Source organism: Micromonospora sp. WMMA1996 (assembly GCF_002573675.1).
Lineage (GTDB): Bacteria > Actinomycetota > Actinomycetes > Mycobacteriales > Micromonosporaceae > Micromonospora > Micromonospora sediminicola.
Genome location: NZ_PDHU01000001.1, coordinates 722,294 through 738,584 on the forward strand (window position 1 = coordinate 722,294; position 16,291 = coordinate 738,584).

The window sequence follows — 16,291 nt, forward strand, 5'->3', positions numbered from 1 at the left end:
GAGACTATCGGCCACGGCTCTGCCGCGGCGGGTGAGGACCGGAAGACGCGCCGCCCTGTGCGGTGCCCGTCGGGTCCGCCGTGCCGGCCCGGGGCAGTCCGTCCGGCGGGCTGACCGTGGCCGCCACCACCGGAATCTCCTGCGTGGGAGCCGGATCCGGGACCGGGGCCAGGCGGTAGCCGTCCCGGCCGGCGGCCTTCGCCGCGTAGAGCGCGTCGTCGGCGGCGTCCAACACCTGCTGGCCGCCGGCGGCGTGGTCCGGGTAGACGGCGATGCCGATGGAGACCGTCACCGGCACCCGGACCGGCTCGTCGCCGTGCCCCTCGACCGGCACCGGCTGGTCCCGCACCACCGCGCCGAGCCGCTCGGCGACGATCGTGGCGCCGCGCGCGTCGGTCTCCGGCAGCAGCACCACGAACTCCTCGCCGCCCTGCCGGAACGCCAGGTCGACCTCGCGGATCACGCCGCGCACCCGGCGGGCGAACTCGACCAGCACCGCGTCCCCGGCGGCGTGCCCCCAGGTGTCGTTGACGTCCTTGAACCGGTCCAGGTCCAGGGCGAGCACGCTGAGCATCCGGCCGAACCGGTTCGCCCGCTCCACCTCTCGCCGGATCGACTCGCGCAGGTAGCGGTAGTTCCACAGCCCGGTCAGCGGGTCGGTCAGGGAGAGCCGCTGCGCCTCCTCGTGCACCCGGACGTTCTCCACCGCCACCGCCGCGTGGCCGGCGAAGGTCCGCAGCGTGACCAGGTCGTCGTCGTCGAACTCGTGGCCGCCGAGCCGGTCGTAGAGGGCCAGCACGCCGAGCGCCCCACCGGGCGGGGCGGGCGGGTCGCCGTCGGCCGGCGGGTGGCCCGGCCGGTCCGGGCCGCGCGACTCGGCGGCGCCCGGGGCGGCGAACGGCACCGCCACGTACGTCTCGCAGGACGGCTCCCCGGCCGGCGCGTCGGGCGGCGCCCACCGGCCGCGCAGCGGCTCCCCGGTCGCCGCGACCGCGCCGACCACCCCGGCGCCCACCGGCACCCGCAGCGTCGCCGGGTCGGCTGGTTCACCCGTCGGCCAGCGTCCGGTCAGCCCCTCGACGCACTGGCCGACCAGCACGCCGTCGCCGTCGAGCAGCAGCACCGCGCCGGCCCGGGCGCCGGTCGCGGCGATCGCGCTGTCCAGGATCACCCGCAGGATGCGTTGCAGGTCGTGCGTGCTGGCCAGCGTGTCGCCGAGCACCGCCAGGTGGTTGCGGAGCTGGTCGCGGCTGCTGGTGAGCGCCGCCACGTAGCTGCCGGTCTCCCGGGTCATCCGGTTGAACGCGTCGGCCAGCCGGCCGATCTCGTCCCGGCTGCGCACCGGCACCCGGGTGGTCAGGTCGCCGTGCGCCACCCGGTCCACCGCGCCGGCCAGCTCGACCAGCGGCCGGGTGGTCACCCGGGCCAGCCGCCAGGCGGCCAGCACGGCCAGCAGGGCGGCCAGCGCGACGGCCGCGAGCAGTCCGCCGTACAGGCCGGGCGGCCGCTCGCCGGGCACGGAGAGCACCAGCGGCAACGGCTGCCCCGGTGACGGCCCCACCCGGCGCACGTAGCGACCGTCGCCGGTCCCGGTCACCCGGTCCCCGTCCGCCCTGCGGGCGGCGGCCAGCACCGCTGCGCGTACCCCCTGGTCCTCGGTCGTGTGGGTGATCCGCCCGGGGTCGTCGAGGAGGGTGACCCCGACGCCGGTCACGGCGGCGAGCCGCGCCACGAAGGCCGGGTCGACGGGCTGTGCGGCGGCGACCGCGCCCAGGTCGGCGCCGGCCGGGTCGCGGAGCCGGACCTCGGCGGCGAGCGCGCCGACCGGCCCGGCGGGCGGACCGGCGCAGTCCTGCCACGGACGGGTCGGGCCACCGGCGGTGGCGTAGCGGGTGTCCCCCGCGGGGTCGGCGATGCGGACGGCGGCGGCCAGGCCCCGGCCGACCACCTGGTCGGCGACGCGCGACCGGCCGAGCGGGTCGGCGGCCAGCGCGACCGCGTCGGCCGCCGCACGCAGTTGCTGGCAGAGCGCGTCGACCGAGGTGCGCACGCCGGCCGCGGCCAGGCCCAGCCGCTCGCTGGCGCGGCTGCGGTCGACCGCGCTCAGCGTGGCCCCGACGAAGAACGCGCCGAGCAGGACGGGGCCGAGGACCACCACGAGGAACGCCGCCGTCAACCGCCCACGTAGCGTCATCTTCCCCCCGGAAGTTCCGCGCCCCTTGGTGCGATGCTGACACAGAGCGACCGGTAGGCAAGCGTTGCGTCAGGAGTGTTGCATGCCGAAATTTTCGGATGACGTGCACGAGGCGAAGCGGGAGCTGCGCGTCGCGCTGCTCGCCGCGCGTCGGTCGCTGTCCCCGCCACGCCGGGCCGAGGCCGCGGCGTCCGTGCAGGCCGAGCTGGTGGCCTTGGTACGCCGGCTGCGCCCGGCCCGGATGACCGCGTACGTGCCGGTGGCCTCCGAGCCCGGCGGCGACGACCTGCCCGACGTGCTGCGGGCGGCGCTGCCGGCCGACGCCGGGCTGCTCCTGCCGGTGCTCCGCGACGACCTGGACCTGGACTGGGCCGCCTGGACCGGCCGGGAGTCGCTGCGCGCCGCCGGGCGGGGCCTGCGCGAGCCGACCGGTCCGCCCCTGGGCCGCGCCGCCGTGGCCGGGGCCGACCTGGTGGTGGTGCCGGCGTTGGCGGTGGACCGCCGGGGCGTCCGGCTCGGCCGGGGTGGCGGCTCGTACGACCGGGCGCTGGCCCGGGTGCCGGCCGGCGTGCCGACCGTGGCGCTGCTGCACGACGGCGAGCTGGTGACCTCGGTTCCCACCGGACCGCACGACCGCCCGGTGCACTGGGTGATCACCCCGTCCGACGGGCTGGTCGCGGTGCCGGGTGTGGGCCCGGGCGCTTCCGCTGGACGAACCCGGGTGCGATGACGCACCATTGGCACTCGAAGACCACGAGTGCCAGTCAGGCCGTCTGAGATCCGGAGGAGAACGTGCCCACGTACCAGTACGCCTGCACCGCGTGCGGCCACCAGCTCGAGGCGGTGCAGTCCTTCTCGGACGAGCCGCTGACCGAGTGCCCGGCGTGTGAGGGGCGGCTGCGCAAGCTCTTCAACTCCGTCGGCATCGTGTTCAAGGGCTCCGGCTTCTACCGCACGGACTCGCGTTCGTCCGGTTCCGACACCGCCGCCGCGAGCAAGCCGGCGAAGTCCGAGTCGTCCTCGTCGTCCGACTCCTCGTCCTCGTCGTCCGGTTCGTCCTCGTCCGGCTCGTCGTCCTCGGGGTCGTCCGGTTCGACGTCGGGCTCCTCGGCGAGCAAGACGCCGGCGGCGTCCAGCTCCACCTGACCCACGCTCCTCGACCGTGGCCGCTCCCGTACGGGGGCGGCCACGTTCGCGTGCCCACTCGGTCGAGGGGCGCGACGGGCGGTTGTCCACAGGGCGCCGGGTTGTCCACAGGGACGGCGCGTGACGGGTGGGCGCGCCTAGCCTCCTGGGCGACGGTCCGGTCGGCGGGAGGGACGACGGTGGCGGGTGACGAGGGGACGTTGCGTCCGGTTCGCTGGCGTGGTCTGCCCCGGCGCCGAACCCTGCTGCGGGTGACCGCGGTCGCGGTGCTGCTCGGGCTGGCCGCCGCCGTGTTCCAGAGCCCGACCGGCTGCCCGCCCGGTCCGGCGCCGGCCGCCGGCCCCACGGCCGGGGCGGGCACGCCGCCCCCGGGAGCGCCGGCACTGCCCGCCGGGGCGGTCGGGGTGCCGGTCCGGCTGGCCGAGCCGGCCGCCCTCGCGGTGCTGCGACCGGGCGCCCGGGTGGATCTGCTCGTCGTGCCGGCCGGTGGGTCGGCCGAGCCGACGGTGGTCGCCCCGCGCGCGCTGGTGCTGGACGTGGTGGGCGCGGCCGGGGCGGTCGACGGCACCTCGGCGCTCTATCTGGCGCTTCCGCCGGAGCAGGCGCGTCGCGCCGTCGGCCTGCCCGAGGGCAGCCGCTTCGCCGTCGTGGTACGCGGCTGACGCCGGCCGGGCCCGCTCGGGTCAGCCCCAGTGCGGCGGGCGCTCGGCGAGCAGCCAGTCGTCGTCGCGGCCGGGGCGCTCGCCCCAGCCGTGGTCGGTGTCGTCGGTGGTCTGCTCGGGCAGCACCACGAGATCGTCGCTGAGGTCGACCACGCGGTCGTCGTCGCCGCGCGGGACCCGGATGCCGGGGTCGGTCACGAGCGACAACGATACCGCCGCCCGGCCGGACGGGTCCGCCGCGACGCGGGCGGGCGAGCCGACGTCGCCGCGTCGGGCGGCCGAGCGGCCGGGGCGTTGGTAGCGTCGGACGGCGTGACGACGCCGAGCGGTGGCAGCCCCGACGACGAGACCTGGCGACGCCCGGAGCATCCGGCCGACGCCGACGAGACCGCGATGACGGAGCAGCCGGCCGGCACCGACGAGACCGCGATGACGGAGCAGCCGGCCGGCGTTGACGAGACGGCGGTCCCGGCGCAGCCGACCGGTACACCGGAAGCCGGCCCGCCCCGGGAGGGGCAGGGTGCCGCAGCGGCCGAGCCGGAGCCGGTCACCGGCGCGGCGGGGACCGCCACAGCGGAGGCCGCACCGGCCGGGTCCACCAGCCCGTGGTCCCGCGAGGGGGCGATCGAGAGTCCCTGGGCCCGGCCGGACCCGGCCGCGCCCGGTGGTTGGGCCGCGACGGCCGGCGAACTGCCGGACCCGTCCGGGAACCAGGCGCCGGCCGGGTACGCCGGGCCACCGCCGAGCACCCCTCCGCCGCCCGGTTGGCGGCCGCCGGTGCACGTGCGGACGCCACCGCCACGACAACTCCCGCCGCAGGACATGGCCGCCATGGACCAGGCGGAGCAGCGCGCCCAGCGGGTCACCTACGGCGTCGGCGCGGTCGTCGGCGCGGTGCTGGTGCTGCTCACCTGCCTGCTGTGCTCGCGCGTGCTGTTCTGACCGGCGTCAGACGATCCCGTCCCACACCATCTTGGCGCCGCTGTCGCCGGTCAGGTAGACGTACACCAGCGCGAAGACCGCGAGCACGGCCGCCACGGCGGTGAGCGCCAGGGGCAGCCAGCGGGGCAGGTTCCGGTCCCGGGTGAAGTGGCTGGTCACCAGCAGCAGCAGGAGCGCCACGACGGCCAGGCCCAGCGTGAACCAGAGCAGCGTCTCCCCGTACTCGGAATGTTCGTGGATCTTCTGGAGCCCTTCGGCGGGGTAGCCCCGCGACTCCAGCGCCTCCTCCAGTTCCTCGCCGGACTCCGTCGCCACCCAGGTGACGATCGGGGTGACCACGGCGAGCGCGCCCACCGCCCAGTCCAGCCTTGGCCGCCAGCGGGGCAGCACCCCGTACGCGACGGTGAGCAGCGCCAGCAGCGGCACGAGCACCACCGCGGCGTGAATGACCAGGACGTGGCCCGGGAGACCGTTGACTTCCCTGAACACCGACACCTCCGGCAAGTGGGTGGAACCGCGCGGTCAGCGTACGACGAAGCGTGGCCTACTTCGACACACGCGTTCCGCACCGTTCCGGTTCACGCTGTGGCCCCGACCACCCGCGAAGAACGCTCGCTTGTCGGCCCGCCGACCCCGTGCTGTCATGGATCCATGTCCACGGGTGAGGAGTTGCTCCGGTCGCGGGGCCTGCGGGTCACCCGGCCCCGCCTCGCCGTGCTCGACGTGCTCTCCGGCGGCGGTCACCTGGAGGTCGACGAGATCACCCGGCGGGTCCGCCAGCGGCTGGACTCGGTCTCCACCCAGGCGGTCTACGACGTGCTCGGCGCGTTGTCCCGGGCCGGCCTGTCCCGCCGGATCGAGCCGGCCGGCAGTCCGGCCCGCTACGAGGCGCGGGTGGGCGACAACCACCACCACGTGGTGTGCCGCGGGTGCGGCGAGATCGCCGACGTGGACTGCGCGGTCGGCAGCGCGCCCTGCCTGGACCCGAACGTGGCGCACGGCTTCGAGCTGGACGAGGCGGAAGTGACCTTCTGGGGGCTCTGCCCGGCCTGCCAGTGCCGCAGTTCCGCCGACGTCTGACGAGGCGCCCGCGCCCGGCGTGGCACTCTTGACCGGTGGACACCGAGGATCTCGGCCTGTTCGGTCCGGGGTCGGTCACGTGGAAGGTGCACGAGGAGCCGATCCTGATCGTCGCCGGCCTGCGCTCGCTCTACCTGCAGGCGTTGCACCCGCGCGCGATGGCCGGTGTCGCGCAGAACAGCAACTACCGCTCCGACGCCTGGGGCCGCCTGGTCCGGACGGCGAACTACGTGGCGACGACGATCTACGGCACCACCGCCGACGCGGAGGCGGCCGGCCGGCGGCTGCGCACGCTGCACGCCCGGATGCGCGCCACCGACCCGTTCACCGGCGAGGAGTTCCGCGTCGACGACCCCGACCTGCTGCGCTGGGTGCACGTCACCGAGGTCGAGTCGTTCGTGAGCACCGCCCGGCGGGCCGGGCTGGCGTTGAGCGACGACGAGGTGGACGGCTACTACGCCGAGCAGCGCCGGTCGGCGGCCCTGGTGGGGCTGGACCCGACCGACGTGCCGGGCACCGCCGCCGAGGTCGCTGCCTACTACCGGGACGTCCGTCCGCAGTTGCGGATGACCCGGGAGGCGGCCGAGACGGCGCTGTTCCTCACCGCGCCACCGATCCCGTGGAAGCTCAGCCTGCCGGTGCGGCTCGGCCTGACGCTCGGTCCGCCACGCTGGGCCTACCTGGGGGTCGCGGGGACCGCGCTGGGGTTGCTGCCGGCCTGGGCGCTGCGGCTCTACGGTGGGCTCGGCCTGCCCACCACCGCGATGTCGGCGGACCTGGGCGTGCGGGCGCTGCGACTCGCGCTGGCGGCGGTGCCCCGGCGCTACCGGGAGGGGCCGTTGCAGCAGGCCGCCAAGGAGCGCGCCGCCCGTCTCACGGCGGCCTGAGACGCCTCAGTCGGCGTCGCCGACCGGCTCGGCGAGGCGGTCGACGGCGGACCAGGGTTCCTTGCCCGGGGTCTGCGCGCCGGTCGGGCAGGTGCGCCGGTAGTCGCACCAGCCGCACCGGGGCCCCGGCTCGGTGGGGAACGCCGCGTCGGGATCGGCCCCGTCGGCGACCGCCCGTTCGGCGGCCATGATGTCGCGGGCGGTGTCCTCCGCGCGGCTGAGCTGCCGGTGCAGCGACTCGGGCGTGTGCTCGTGCGCGGCGACCGTGCCGGTGGGCAGGTGGTGCAGCTCGACCCGGCGGCACGGCTTGCGGAACACCCGCTCCGCCGCGTACGCGTAGAGCGCGAGCGCCTGCGAGCCGCGCGCGTCGTCGGCGTCCAGCCCGGTGCGGCCGGTCTTGTAGTCGACGATGACCAGCTCGGGCCGGCCGTCCGGGCCGGGGCGGGAGTCGATCCGGTCGGTGCGGCCGTTGAACGCCAGCACCGCGGTCTTCACCGCGACCACCCGCTCGACGCCGACCGGCTCGTCGGCCGGGTCGAGGCCCGCCACGTAGGACTCCAGCCAGGCCAGCGCCCGCCGGAAGGCGTCGCGCTCCTGCTCGTCGTCGCGGTAGCCCTCGCGGACCCAGGTGCCCTTGAGCAGGGTGCCGAGCACCTCGGGGCGGCGGCGGTCGGGGGCCGACGCATACCAGTTCTTGAGCGCGGTGTGCACGCTCGCGCCGAGCGAGTTGTGCGCCCACGGCGGCCCCTTGGGCGGGGCCGGGCGGTCCACGTAGGCGAAGCGGTAGCGACGGGGGCAGTCGGCGTAGGCGCCGAGCTTGCTGGGGGTGCAGACGAAGAGCCGCTCCGGCATGCCCTCGAAGCCGAGCTGCTCGGCCTGCTCGGCGCGGGGCCGGGGCGGCCGGCCGCCGGCGGGTCGTCCGGTCGGTGAGGGTCGTCGCACGCCTGAGATCCTGCCATCCGGGTGCGACAGCGGCCGGCCGGCTCAGGCGTTGTTGAGGTATTCGGTCACGAAGGCGGCGATCGCGTCGGCGATGAGCTGCACGGCGATGGCGGCCAGCAGCAGGCCGGCGATCCGGGTCAGCACCTCGATGCCGCCCGGGCGGAGCACCTTGACGATCCCGCCGGAGAAGCGCAGCACCACCCAGACGGCGACCATCACCGCCACGATGGCCAGGGCGATCGCGACATAGTCGGCGACGCCGCCGGCCCGCTGCACGAACAGCATGGTGGCCACGATGGCGCCGGGACCGGCCAGCAGTGGGGTGCCCAGCGGCACCAGCGCGATGTTCGAGGTGACCTGCTGGCTCGGGTCGTCCGCCTTGCCGGTCAGCAGCTCCAGCGCCACCAGCACCAGCAGCAGACCGCCGGCGGCCTGCAACGCGGGCAGGTCGACATGCAGGTAGGCCAGGAGGGTCTGCCCCGCCACCGCGAAGATCACGATGACCCCGAGCGCCAGCGCGACGGCCTGCCAGGCGGCCCGGTTCCGGTCGCGGGCGGGCAGCGGCCCGGTGAGCGCGAGGAAGATGGGCATCATTCCGGGCGGGTCGACGATCACCAGCAGGGTCACGAAGACCTCGCCGAAGAGCTTGAGATCCACGCGGACACGGTAGCGGTGCCGTCGGAACGCTTCAGCCTGAAGCGACCGGGGTCACCCCCCGGGCCAGCCCGACGATCCGCTCGTACGCCTCGGGCCCCGTGGTGAACGCGCCGAGCCGCACGGTCTTGTGCGTGCCGTGGAAGTCCGACGAGCCGGTGACCAGCAGTCCCAGCTCGGCGGCGAGCCGCCGGACGTGTTCCCGCTCGGCCGGGCTGTGGTCCTCGTGGTCGGCCTCCAGGCCGGCCAGGCCGGCCGCCGCCAGCTGCACGATCAGGTCGTCGGGCACGATCCGGCCGCGCCGGCTGGCCCTCGGGTGGGCGAAGACGGGCACGCCGCCGGCCGACCGCACCAGCGCCACGGCGCGGAACACGTCGATGTCGTCCTTCGGCAGCCGGTACCGCTCCCCCAGCCAGTCCGGGCCGAACGCCTCGGTGGTGGTGGCGACCAGGCCGGCGCGGATCAGCGCCTGGGCGATGTGCGGGCGGCCGACCGTGCCGCCCGCCGCGCCGGCCAGGATCTCCGACCAGCTCACCGGGATGCCGTCGGCCTGGAGCAGCCGGACGATCCGCTCGCCCCGCTCCTCCCGGGCCCGCCGGACCCGGGCCAGCTCCGCGGCCAGCTCGGGCTCGTCGGGGTCGAAGAGGTACGCGAGCAGGTGCAGCGGGATCGCCGGCTCGACACCGAACCAGCGGCAGGACAGCTCCGCGCCGCGGATCAGGGTGAGGCCGCGCGGCAGGGCGGCGACCGCGTCCGCCCAGCCCGCCGTGGTGTCGTGGTCGGTGAGCGCCACCACGTCGAGGCCCGCGTCGGCGGCGGCCCGAACCAGGTCGGCCGGGCGGAGCGTGCCGTCGCTCGCAGTGGAGTGGGTGTGCAGGTCGATGCGGGCGGAGGCGCTCACCCGCCCGACGCTACGCCCCGTCGGGCGGGGTGGGGACGTCGGCCACCACGACGGGTCGCGTGCCCGTGGTCACCCCGGAGACCGCCGACGGGGTCGGTTTCTCGCCGGCCAGCACCCGTTTGGGTTCGACCCGGACCAGCTCGCCCGCGGCGTCCACGTGCAACGCGACGCCGGCCCGGGACCAGGCGACCGCGCCGGAGAGCGCGGGGCCCGCCGGGTGGGCCGCCGGGGTGGCCCCCAGGTCGGTCAGGTCGACCAGTTGGGCGGCGTCTCCGGCGCCGTTCACCAGGAGCCACCGCCCGTCGGGCGAGACACCGCCGAGGCCGTCGACGGCCGGCTTCGCGCCGCAGCCCGTCCGCACCGGGGCGAGCCCGCGTGCCGGGTCGAGCAGCGCCAGGCAGGGTTGCCGCGCCGCGCCGGCGGTGACCAGGCCGACCAGCCGGCCGTCCGGCCGGGCCCCGTAGACGGCGTGGACGTCCGGGTTCGCCGAGCCCGGCAGGCCGCCCGCGGCCCGCTGCCAGACGCTCATCCCGCCCTGGTCGGGCTGCCGGAGGAGCACGTCGTCGCCGGTGAAGCCGACCGGCACCACGCCGGCCGGCGCGGTCACCCGGACGGGCGCGATGAGCTGCCCGGCGACCACCCCGGCGGCGATCAGCTCCGGGCCGTCCCGCCAGGCCACCTGCCGACCGTCGGCGGAGATCGCGACCGCGTCCGCCGCGGCGAGCATGACCTGCGGCGTGGTGCGGTCGGTCGGCGGCACCCACCAGAGGGTACGGCCGGCCGCGGTGGCCGCCGAGGTCACCAGCCAGCCGCCCTGGTCGTGGACGCGCTGTGCCCGCTCGACCCCATCCACCCCGGTCAGCGCCCGCCGTTCGCCGCCGCTGGCCTCGAGCCAGCCGTCGACGAGCAGGTCGAGTTCGGCGCGGACGGAGCCGGACCGGGTCGTCGGCGTGGACTCCGAGGGGAACGGGGACGGGGAGAACCCGGGCGGGTCGCCGAGCACCACGGTGGGCGTGCCGCCGGTCCCCGCCGGCCCGGTGATCTGGGCAATCCCGGCGGTGACCAGGACCGTCGCCACGCTGGCGAGGGCCAGCCCGGTGAGCGCGCGACGGCGGCCGGCGCGGCGGGCCCGGCGCATCGCCGCGCCGGCCGGGTCGGCGCCGAGAGGTCGGGGCGTGGCGACCTGACGGGACAGCGTGTCCCGCAGCGCCCGCTCCAGCTCGTCCTCGCTCACGGGGAATGGACGCTCCGGGCCGCCCGTCCGGTTGTCGGCGTGCTGTCGGATGCCGCTCATCAGGTCTCCGCCGCGACCGGGACGGCGGGACGGACCGGCGCGGCGACCTGCGGCGACGCCGGGCGGGCGGCTTCGGCGGGCCGCCGGGCGGGCTCGGCCGGGGCACCGACCGGCTCGGCCGGGGCGCGGGACGCCGGGGCACCGACCGCTCGGGCCGGGGTGCGGGGGGCCGCTGACACGTCGGGGCGGCCGGCGGAACCGGCCGGGACGCGGGGGGCCGGCGCGGCGGGTTGGCGGGTCGCTGCGGGCCGGGTGCGCGGCCCGCTCGGGGCGGGCGCGCCGCGGACGACCGGTTCGGCGGACCGCTCGACCGGATCGGTCGGCAGACCCAGGGCCGTCTCCGAGCCGAGCCGGCGGCGCAGGGTGTTCAGCGCCCGGGAGGTCTGGCTCTTGACGGTGCCCGGCGAGATCTCCAGCAGGGCCGCCGTCTGCGCCTCCGACATGTCCTCGTAGAAGCGCAGCACCAGCACGGCCCGTTGCCGCGCCGGCAACGCCTGCAGGTGCCGCCAGAGCGCGTCCCGGTCGAGCTGCTGCTCGATCTCGTCGACACCGGCCCGCTCCGGCAGCACCTCGGTCGGCCGTTCACCGTGCCACCGGCGACGCCACCAGCTGGTGGACGTGTTGACCAGGACCCGGCGGGCGTACGGCTCGATGGCGTCGATTCCGCCGAGCCGCTTCCAGGCCAGGTAGGTCTTGGTCAACGCGGTCTGGAGCAGGTCCTCGGCGGTCGCCCAGTCGCCGGCCAGCAGGTAGGCCGTGCGCAGCAGGGCGCCGGAGCGGGCCGCGACGAACTCGCGGAACTCCTCCTCCAGCGGATCCCTGCTCGCCACGCTCACCTCCGCGCCCCCGTCCTGCCTGGCAGGCTCCCATGGCTGGACGGGTGGTCACGTCGGCAAAAGGTGTGCACTTCATCCGATGTTCGGACGAAAAGTTTCAGGCGCCGTCGTCGGCCTTCGCCTCGTCCTGCTCCTTGCCGATCCGCGCCTCCACGGCCTGCGGCTCGTACATCTCCTCGACCACGCGCAGGTAGAGCTCGTTCGGGTTGGGCAGGTTCTTGATCTCGCGGAGCGCCTGCTCCTGACCCGCCGACTCCAGCACGAACGTGCCGTAGTTGAGGGCGCGGCCGGTCGGCGTCTGCTCGTACTTCATGTCGGTGACCCGGACCAGCGGCATCATCGCGACCCGCCGGGTGATGATCCCGTTGACGACCATCACCCGCTTGTTGGTCAGGATGAAGCGGTCGTACCACCAGTCGGCGACCCGCCAGGCGACCCAGCCCATCACCCCGAACCAGAGCAGCACCGCGACCGTGGTGAGCGCGCCGACGTCCCGCCCGGCGAGGAAGCCGGAGAGGTAGCCGAGCACGAACGTGGCCGCGACGCCGACGATGATCGGCGTGGTCAGGTGCACCCAGTGGCGTTTCCACTCGCCGCGGAAGCGCTCGGTCGGGAAGAGGTAGCGGGCCGCCAGCGCGCTCGGCTCGTCCTCCATCGGCAGCACCCGGCGGGGCGCCATGCCGGAGGCGTCGGCCCGGAGACCGGCCAGCTCCTCCTCGGAGATCGGCTGCTCCGGGTAGCCCTCCGGGTCGCGCGCCCAGCCACGACCGGAGCGACCCTCGCCCGCGTAGCCGGGTCCGTCGCCGAAGGCGGCGTCGTCCGACAGGGAGGGTCCGCCGCCGTAGGCGGGGCCGGCGCCGTAACCGGGACCGTCGTCCGGGTCGATCCGGGGGATCGGCTCGGTGTCGCGCTCCCGGCGTGCCCGGTCGGGATCGTCCGGGTCGTAGGGTGGACCGGAGGGGCTTCCCATGTGCGGTTAGGCGACCAGGTTGGTGAAGAAGTCGCCGAAGCCCTGTGCGATGTCCATGATGCCGCCGCCCAGGGACTTGAAGACGTCGGCGGCGGAGTTGGGCCGGTACGCAACGAAGAAGATCAAGAATGCGATGCCGGCCCAGGTGAGGACCTTCTTGACCATAGCGGGCCATCCTCTCGCGCGGCGCCGGGTCCGTTTACCGCAGCGGCACCCAGAGTATCAGCATGGTGTCTGTCCGTGAATATCTGCGTCCGCTCCCCGACTCGCCGGTGCCGGCCGGTCAGGCCTGCCCGTGCAGGTACGGGGACGGTGCGCCGTACACGAGTTCGGGCGGTGTCCACTCGGTGAGGTCGTGCAGCACGACTTCTTCCGCGAGGAGGTGACCCGCACTCGCCGGCCAGGCTATCGCATGGAGCCACATTCCCCGAGCCTCGCCGGCGTACGCACTTCGATCCGTTTCGGAACGGACGAGCCACAGTGGAGTGGGATGGCCGCCCACCCGGATCTTCGCGTGCGGCAGACGCTCGGGGTGACCAGGGCCGGGATCGGTCAGCGCCTCCTCGACCTGCGGGCCGGGGTCGGGGCCGGGCAGTCCCGCGAAGCGGGAACCGAGACCGACGCCGGGTTCCTCGGCGACGAAGATCAGGTCGGCCGGTCCACCGTCGAGCGGGGCCGGGCCGGCGCAGGCGACCACGGTGGCGCGGACCCCGGCCCGGTCGTCGCCGGCCCAGGCCACCCCGGTCAGCGTCCAGCCCGGCGGCAGTGGCCACGGACACCACAGCGGCATGCCGGGCCGGTCGGCCGGCTCCCCGTCGGCGGCCACCCGCTCCACCACGCTGGCCATGATCTCGGCGCCGATGTGCTCCGGCACGTGCAGGGGCGCGACCGGCCCGCAGCGCAGGCACCGGTACTCGCCGTGCATCAGGTCGGGCTCGCGTACCGGGCCCGCGCACTTCGGACAACTCACCGCGACAGTCACGTCCTCACCGTCACCCCGGGCCGGCGAGGCGTCAAGCGGGGCGGGCCGACCGGCGTGGGATTTCCGCCCGACGGCGGACCCGCGGCGCGTCAGTCCGGCGGCGGACCCGCGTGCGACCGGATCCACGCGTGCATGGCGATGCCGCTGGCCACGCCCGCGTTGACGGAACGGGTGGAGCCGTACTGGGCGATCGAGAACAGCGTGTCGCAGGCCGTCCGGGCCACCGGGGACAGCCCCGGGCCCTCCTGGCCGAAGAGCAGCACGCAGCGGCGCGGCAGGACGCTGGTCTCCAGCGGCCGGGAGCCGGGCAGGTTGTCGATCCCGACCACCGGCAGCCGCTCCCCGGCCGCCCAGGCGACGAACTCCTCGATCGTCGGGTGGTGCCGGACGTGCTGGTAGCGGTCGGTCACCATGGCGCCCCGGCGGTTCCACCGGCGCCGCCCGACGATGTGCACCTCGGCGGCGAGGAAGGCGTTGGCGTTGCGGACCACGGTGCCGATGTTGAAGTCGTGCTGCCAGTTCTCGATCGCCACGTGGAAGTCGTGCCGCCGCCGGTCCAGGTCGGCCACCACGGCCTCCCGCCGCCAGTAGCGGTAGCGGTCGACCACGTTGCGCCGGTCGCCGGCCGCGAGCAGCTCCGGGTCGTAGCGCGGGTCGTCCGGCGGGTCACCGGGCCAGGGCCCCACACCCACGTCGAGCTGGTCGTCGGTCACGGTCTGCAGAGGGTACGGCCCGCCGGCGCCGGCGGTCAGCGCAGGTCGAGCGCCCCGCCCAACCGGTCCAGAAACCGGCGGTCGGCGGGACTCGGCGGAAGGTCGTCGGCCCGGCACACCCGGGCCGCCACCGACTCCACCCACTGCCGGTAGGCGGCCGAGTCCGCCGGATCGGCGCGGCGGCGCAGCACCCGTACCGCGGCCCGCGCGGCGGCGAGCAGGTCGACCAGGTCGGTGAGGCGCTCGTCCCGGACGGCGGCCCCGTCGTGGCGGGCGTAGATGGCGGTGACCACGGCCCGGACCAGATCGCTGTCGAAGGCCCGGCCGGCGGCCACCGCGTCCAGGCCGGCCAGTCCGGCGGCGACGCCGCGGGGCGGACGCCCGGGACCGGGCGAGGCGGCGGCGACGAGGACTCGACCCGGCAGGTCGGTGAGCAGGTCCCACTCCGCGGCCGAGTAGGCGGCGGTGGTGAGCGGTGCGGCACGGCGACCGGCAGAGGGCGGCTCTCCGGCGACGGAGTGGCTCATGGGGACCTCCAGCCAGAGCATATGCCCCGGAAGAGGGTCAGGGCCCCGTCCCCGCGGAACGGGTACGGGGCCCTGCCGGCCGGGGTGCGCGGATCAGCGCGGCTCGGGGAAGCTCGGACGCTCCGGGTCGACGCCGTCCGGGACGGCGGCGGCCGCGTACTCCTTCTTCGGGACCATGACCTTGCGACGGAACACGCAGACCATCGTGCCGTCCTGGTTGTAGCCGCGGGTCTCCACCGCGACCACGCCGCGGTCGGGCTTCGAGGCCGACTCCCGCTTGTCCAGCACGGTGGTCTCGCCGTAGATCGTGTCGCCGTGGAAGGTCGGTGCGACGTGCCGCAACGACTCGATCTCCAGGTTGGCGATCGCCTTGCCGCTGACGTCGGGCACCGACATGCCGAGCAGCAGCGAGTAGATGTAGTTGCCGACCACCACGTTGCGCTTGAACTGGGAGGCGGACTCCGCGTAGTGGGCGTCCATGTGGAGCGGGTGGTGGTTCATCGTGAGCAGGCAGAAGAGGTGGTCGTCGTACTCGGTGACCGTCTTGCCCGGCCAGTGCCGGTAGACCGCGCCGACCTCGAACTCCTCGTAGTAGCGGCCGAACTGCATCCTTGTCCCCTTCGACGGGCGGCGATGGAGTTCGGCACAGCATGCCTTACCGCTTGTTAAGGCGAGGACGGGGGCGCTCCCCCGGCGGAAAAGTCACACCGGGCGCCACCTGGGTGGAGACGCAATGAGCGGCGGGGCCCTCCCCGGCACCCGCCGCCCACGCTCTGATGTGAGAGATTCTGCCGTACGACGGTACGGTGACGACAGAGACGGACGTCACATTTATCTTTTCGTAACACTACTCACCGTCACCGTCGACCCCCCGGGAAGCGATCTCCGCAGGCCCGATCCCCGCTCGTCAGAGCGCAAGTTACCGATTCGTAGCCGAAACAGAGCGCGATCTCCTTGGAAACGCTCCCATCACGTCCCGTCACGCAAATGCGGCCTGCACTTGCGTTCCGCACGGCCGCTTGTACAGATGGACCTCGATGTGCCCTGGGTCACCGTCGGGCTGCGCAGCGTTTCGTCGCGCAGGTCACGGGAATTCCCATGGATCGACCCTGGTTCCACCGGACGTACAGCAATCCGCGGTGATCGGAGAGAGCAATGGCAACGGTTGAGCTGACCACGGCCAACTTCGACGAGGTGACCGGGCGCGACGGCATCGTCCTGCTCGACTTCTGGGCGGACTGGTGCGGTCCGTGCAAGCGCTTCGCCCCCGTCTACGAGCGCTCCTCGGAGAAGCACCCGGAGATCGTCTTCGGCAAGGTCGACACCGAGGCGCAGCAGGAGTTGGGCGCCAAGTTCAACATCAGCTCCATCCCGACCGTGATGGCGATCCGGGACGGCGTGATCGTCTTCGCCCAGCCCGGCGCCCTGCCCGAGTCGGCGCTGGAGAACCTGATCGAGCAGGTGCAGCAGCTGGACATGGACGACGTCCGCAAGAAGCTGGCCGAGCACAAGCACTGAGCACTTTCCGCCGCCGGCCGGGCCCGACCACGGGCCCGGCCGG

The 16,291-nt window shown here is 74.9% G+C and carries 22 protein-coding genes; 7 read left to right on the forward strand and 15 right to left on the reverse strand.

What is annotated here, in order from left to right; translation table 11 throughout:
- Positions 1-4 precede the first annotated feature (4 nt).
- Complete coding sequence (locus tag COO58_RS03445) at positions 5-2,194, reverse strand: diguanylate cyclase (RefSeq protein WP_176558731.1); 2,190 nt, start codon at positions 2,192-2,194, stop codon at positions 5-7.
- An 82-nt stretch (positions 2,195-2,276) separates the two neighbouring features.
- Between COO58_RS03445 and COO58_RS03450 the strand changes: the two genes are divergently transcribed.
- On the forward strand, positions 2,277-2,924 hold the full coding sequence (locus COO58_RS03450; RefSeq protein WP_091582599.1) for a 5-formyltetrahydrofolate cyclo-ligase: 648 nt from the start codon (positions 2,277-2,279) through the stop codon (positions 2,922-2,924).
- Positions 2,925-2,958: 34 nt separating this feature from the next.
- Here the strand turns inward: COO58_RS03450 and COO58_RS31185 are convergent, their stop codons facing one another.
- On the reverse strand, positions 2,959-3,108 hold the full coding sequence (locus tag COO58_RS31185) for a hypothetical protein (protein WP_342672793.1): 150 nt from the start codon (positions 3,106-3,108) through the stop codon (positions 2,959-2,961).
- Between COO58_RS31185 and COO58_RS31190 the strand changes: the two genes are divergently transcribed.
- Together COO58_RS31190 and COO58_RS03460 are read left to right on the forward strand one after the other, a co-directional pair.
- Positions 3,038-3,340 carry an FmdB family zinc ribbon protein gene (locus COO58_RS31190; protein ID WP_342672792.1) on the forward strand — a complete coding sequence of 101 codons (303 nt, stop codon included), beginning with the start codon at positions 3,038-3,040 and terminating at the stop codon, positions 3,338-3,340. The two genes, COO58_RS31185 and COO58_RS31190, sit on opposite strands and share 71 nt — an antisense overlap.
- 179 nt (positions 3,341-3,519) lie before the next feature.
- A complete protein-coding gene (locus tag COO58_RS03460; protein ID WP_098743781.1) occupies positions 3,520-4,002 on the forward strand; it encodes a flagellar biosynthesis protein FlgA in 483 nt (160 codons plus the stop codon).
- Between the two features lie 21 nt (positions 4,003-4,023).
- On the opposite strand, the gene COO58_RS30075 is transcribed toward COO58_RS03460, so the two are convergent.
- Positions 4,024-4,200, reverse strand: a complete 177-nt coding sequence (locus COO58_RS30075; RefSeq protein ID WP_172967859.1) for a hypothetical protein — start codon at positions 4,198-4,200, stop codon at positions 4,024-4,026.
- Positions 4,201-4,314: 114 nt separating this feature from the next.
- On the opposite strand from COO58_RS30075, the gene COO58_RS30590 reads away from it, so the two are divergent.
- Positions 4,315-4,944, forward strand: coding sequence for a hypothetical protein (locus COO58_RS30590; RefSeq protein WP_245666905.1), 630 nt, complete (start codon positions 4,315-4,317; stop codon positions 4,942-4,944).
- A gap of 6 nt (positions 4,945-4,950) precedes the next feature.
- Here COO58_RS30590 and COO58_RS03470 read toward each other — a convergent pair whose 3' ends face one another.
- Positions 4,951-5,433 carry a DUF2231 domain-containing protein gene (locus COO58_RS03470; protein WP_098746067.1) on the reverse strand — a complete coding sequence of 161 codons (483 nt, stop codon included), beginning with the start codon at positions 5,431-5,433 and terminating at the stop codon, positions 4,951-4,953.
- Between the two features lie 162 nt (positions 5,434-5,595).
- Here COO58_RS03470 and COO58_RS03475 point away from each other — a divergent pair, with 162 nt between their 5' ends.
- A complete protein-coding gene (locus COO58_RS03475; protein ID WP_098743783.1) occupies positions 5,596-6,024 on the forward strand; it encodes a Fur family transcriptional regulator in 429 nt (142 codons plus the stop codon).
- Positions 6,025-6,059: 35 nt separating this feature from the next.
- Positions 6,060-6,911, forward strand: coding sequence for an oxygenase MpaB family protein (locus COO58_RS03480; protein WP_098743784.1), 852 nt, complete (start codon positions 6,060-6,062; stop codon positions 6,909-6,911).
- A gap of 6 nt (positions 6,912-6,917) precedes the next feature.
- Here COO58_RS03480 and COO58_RS03485 read toward each other — a convergent pair whose 3' ends face one another.
- The 11 genes from COO58_RS03485 to COO58_RS03530 all read right to left on the reverse strand — a co-directional run bounded on the left by COO58_RS03485 (position 6,918) and on the right by COO58_RS03530 (position 15,339).
- Positions 6,918-7,763: a PD-(D/E)XK nuclease family protein gene (locus COO58_RS03485; protein ID WP_255292680.1), complete on the reverse strand. Its 846-nt coding sequence runs from the start codon at positions 7,761-7,763 to the stop codon at positions 6,918-6,920.
- A 132-nt stretch (positions 7,764-7,895) separates the two neighbouring features.
- Positions 7,896-8,510 (reverse strand): MarC family protein, encoded by a 615-nt coding sequence (locus COO58_RS03490; protein ID WP_091582616.1) that lies wholly within the window; start codon positions 8,508-8,510, stop codon positions 7,896-7,898.
- 31 nt (positions 8,511-8,541) lie between these two features.
- Positions 8,542-9,408: a PHP domain-containing protein gene (locus tag COO58_RS03495; protein WP_098743787.1), complete on the reverse strand. Its 867-nt coding sequence runs from the start codon at positions 9,406-9,408 to the stop codon at positions 8,542-8,544.
- Between the two features lie 10 nt (positions 9,409-9,418).
- Positions 9,419-10,702, reverse strand: a complete 1,284-nt coding sequence (locus COO58_RS03500; protein ID WP_098743789.1) for a hypothetical protein — start codon at positions 10,700-10,702, stop codon at positions 9,419-9,421.
- A complete protein-coding gene (locus COO58_RS29855) occupies positions 10,702-11,532 on the reverse strand; it encodes a SigE family RNA polymerase sigma factor (protein ID WP_141561848.1) in 831 nt (276 codons plus the stop codon). The genes COO58_RS03500 and COO58_RS29855 overlap by 1 nt, the downstream gene beginning before the upstream one ends.
- A gap of 103 nt (positions 11,533-11,635) precedes the next feature.
- A complete protein-coding gene (locus COO58_RS03510) occupies positions 11,636-12,508 on the reverse strand; it encodes a PH domain-containing protein (RefSeq protein ID WP_091582625.1) in 873 nt (290 codons plus the stop codon).
- Positions 12,509-12,514: 6 nt separating this feature from the next.
- Entirely contained in the window at positions 12,515-12,673 is a 159-nt protein-coding gene (locus tag COO58_RS30080) for a hypothetical protein (RefSeq protein ID WP_013283898.1), read from the reverse strand.
- Positions 12,674-12,791: 118 nt separating this feature from the next.
- Positions 12,792-13,490, reverse strand: coding sequence for a TFIIB-type zinc ribbon-containing protein (locus tag COO58_RS03515; RefSeq protein WP_342672789.1), 699 nt, complete (start codon positions 13,488-13,490; stop codon positions 12,792-12,794).
- An 89-nt stretch (positions 13,491-13,579) separates the two neighbouring features.
- Positions 13,580-14,203, reverse strand: coding sequence for an RNA methyltransferase (locus COO58_RS03520; protein ID WP_091582631.1), 624 nt, complete (start codon positions 14,201-14,203; stop codon positions 13,580-13,582).
- A gap of 35 nt (positions 14,204-14,238) precedes the next feature.
- Positions 14,239-14,730 (reverse strand): hypothetical protein, encoded by a 492-nt coding sequence (locus COO58_RS03525; RefSeq protein ID WP_098746069.1) that lies wholly within the window; start codon positions 14,728-14,730, stop codon positions 14,239-14,241.
- A 93-nt stretch (positions 14,731-14,823) separates the two neighbouring features.
- The gene (locus COO58_RS03530; protein WP_098743791.1) at positions 14,824-15,339 is read right to left on the reverse strand and encodes a MaoC family dehydratase; all 516 of its coding nucleotides are present in this window, start codon (positions 15,337-15,339) and stop codon (positions 14,824-14,826) included.
- Positions 15,340-15,885: 546 nt separating this feature from the next.
- Between COO58_RS03530 and trxA the strand changes: the two genes are divergently transcribed.
- The gene (trxA, locus tag COO58_RS03535) at positions 15,886-16,248 is read left to right on the forward strand and encodes a thioredoxin (protein ID WP_091582637.1); all 363 of its coding nucleotides are present in this window, start codon (positions 15,886-15,888) and stop codon (positions 16,246-16,248) included.
- Positions 16,249-16,291: the final 43 nt, after the last annotated feature.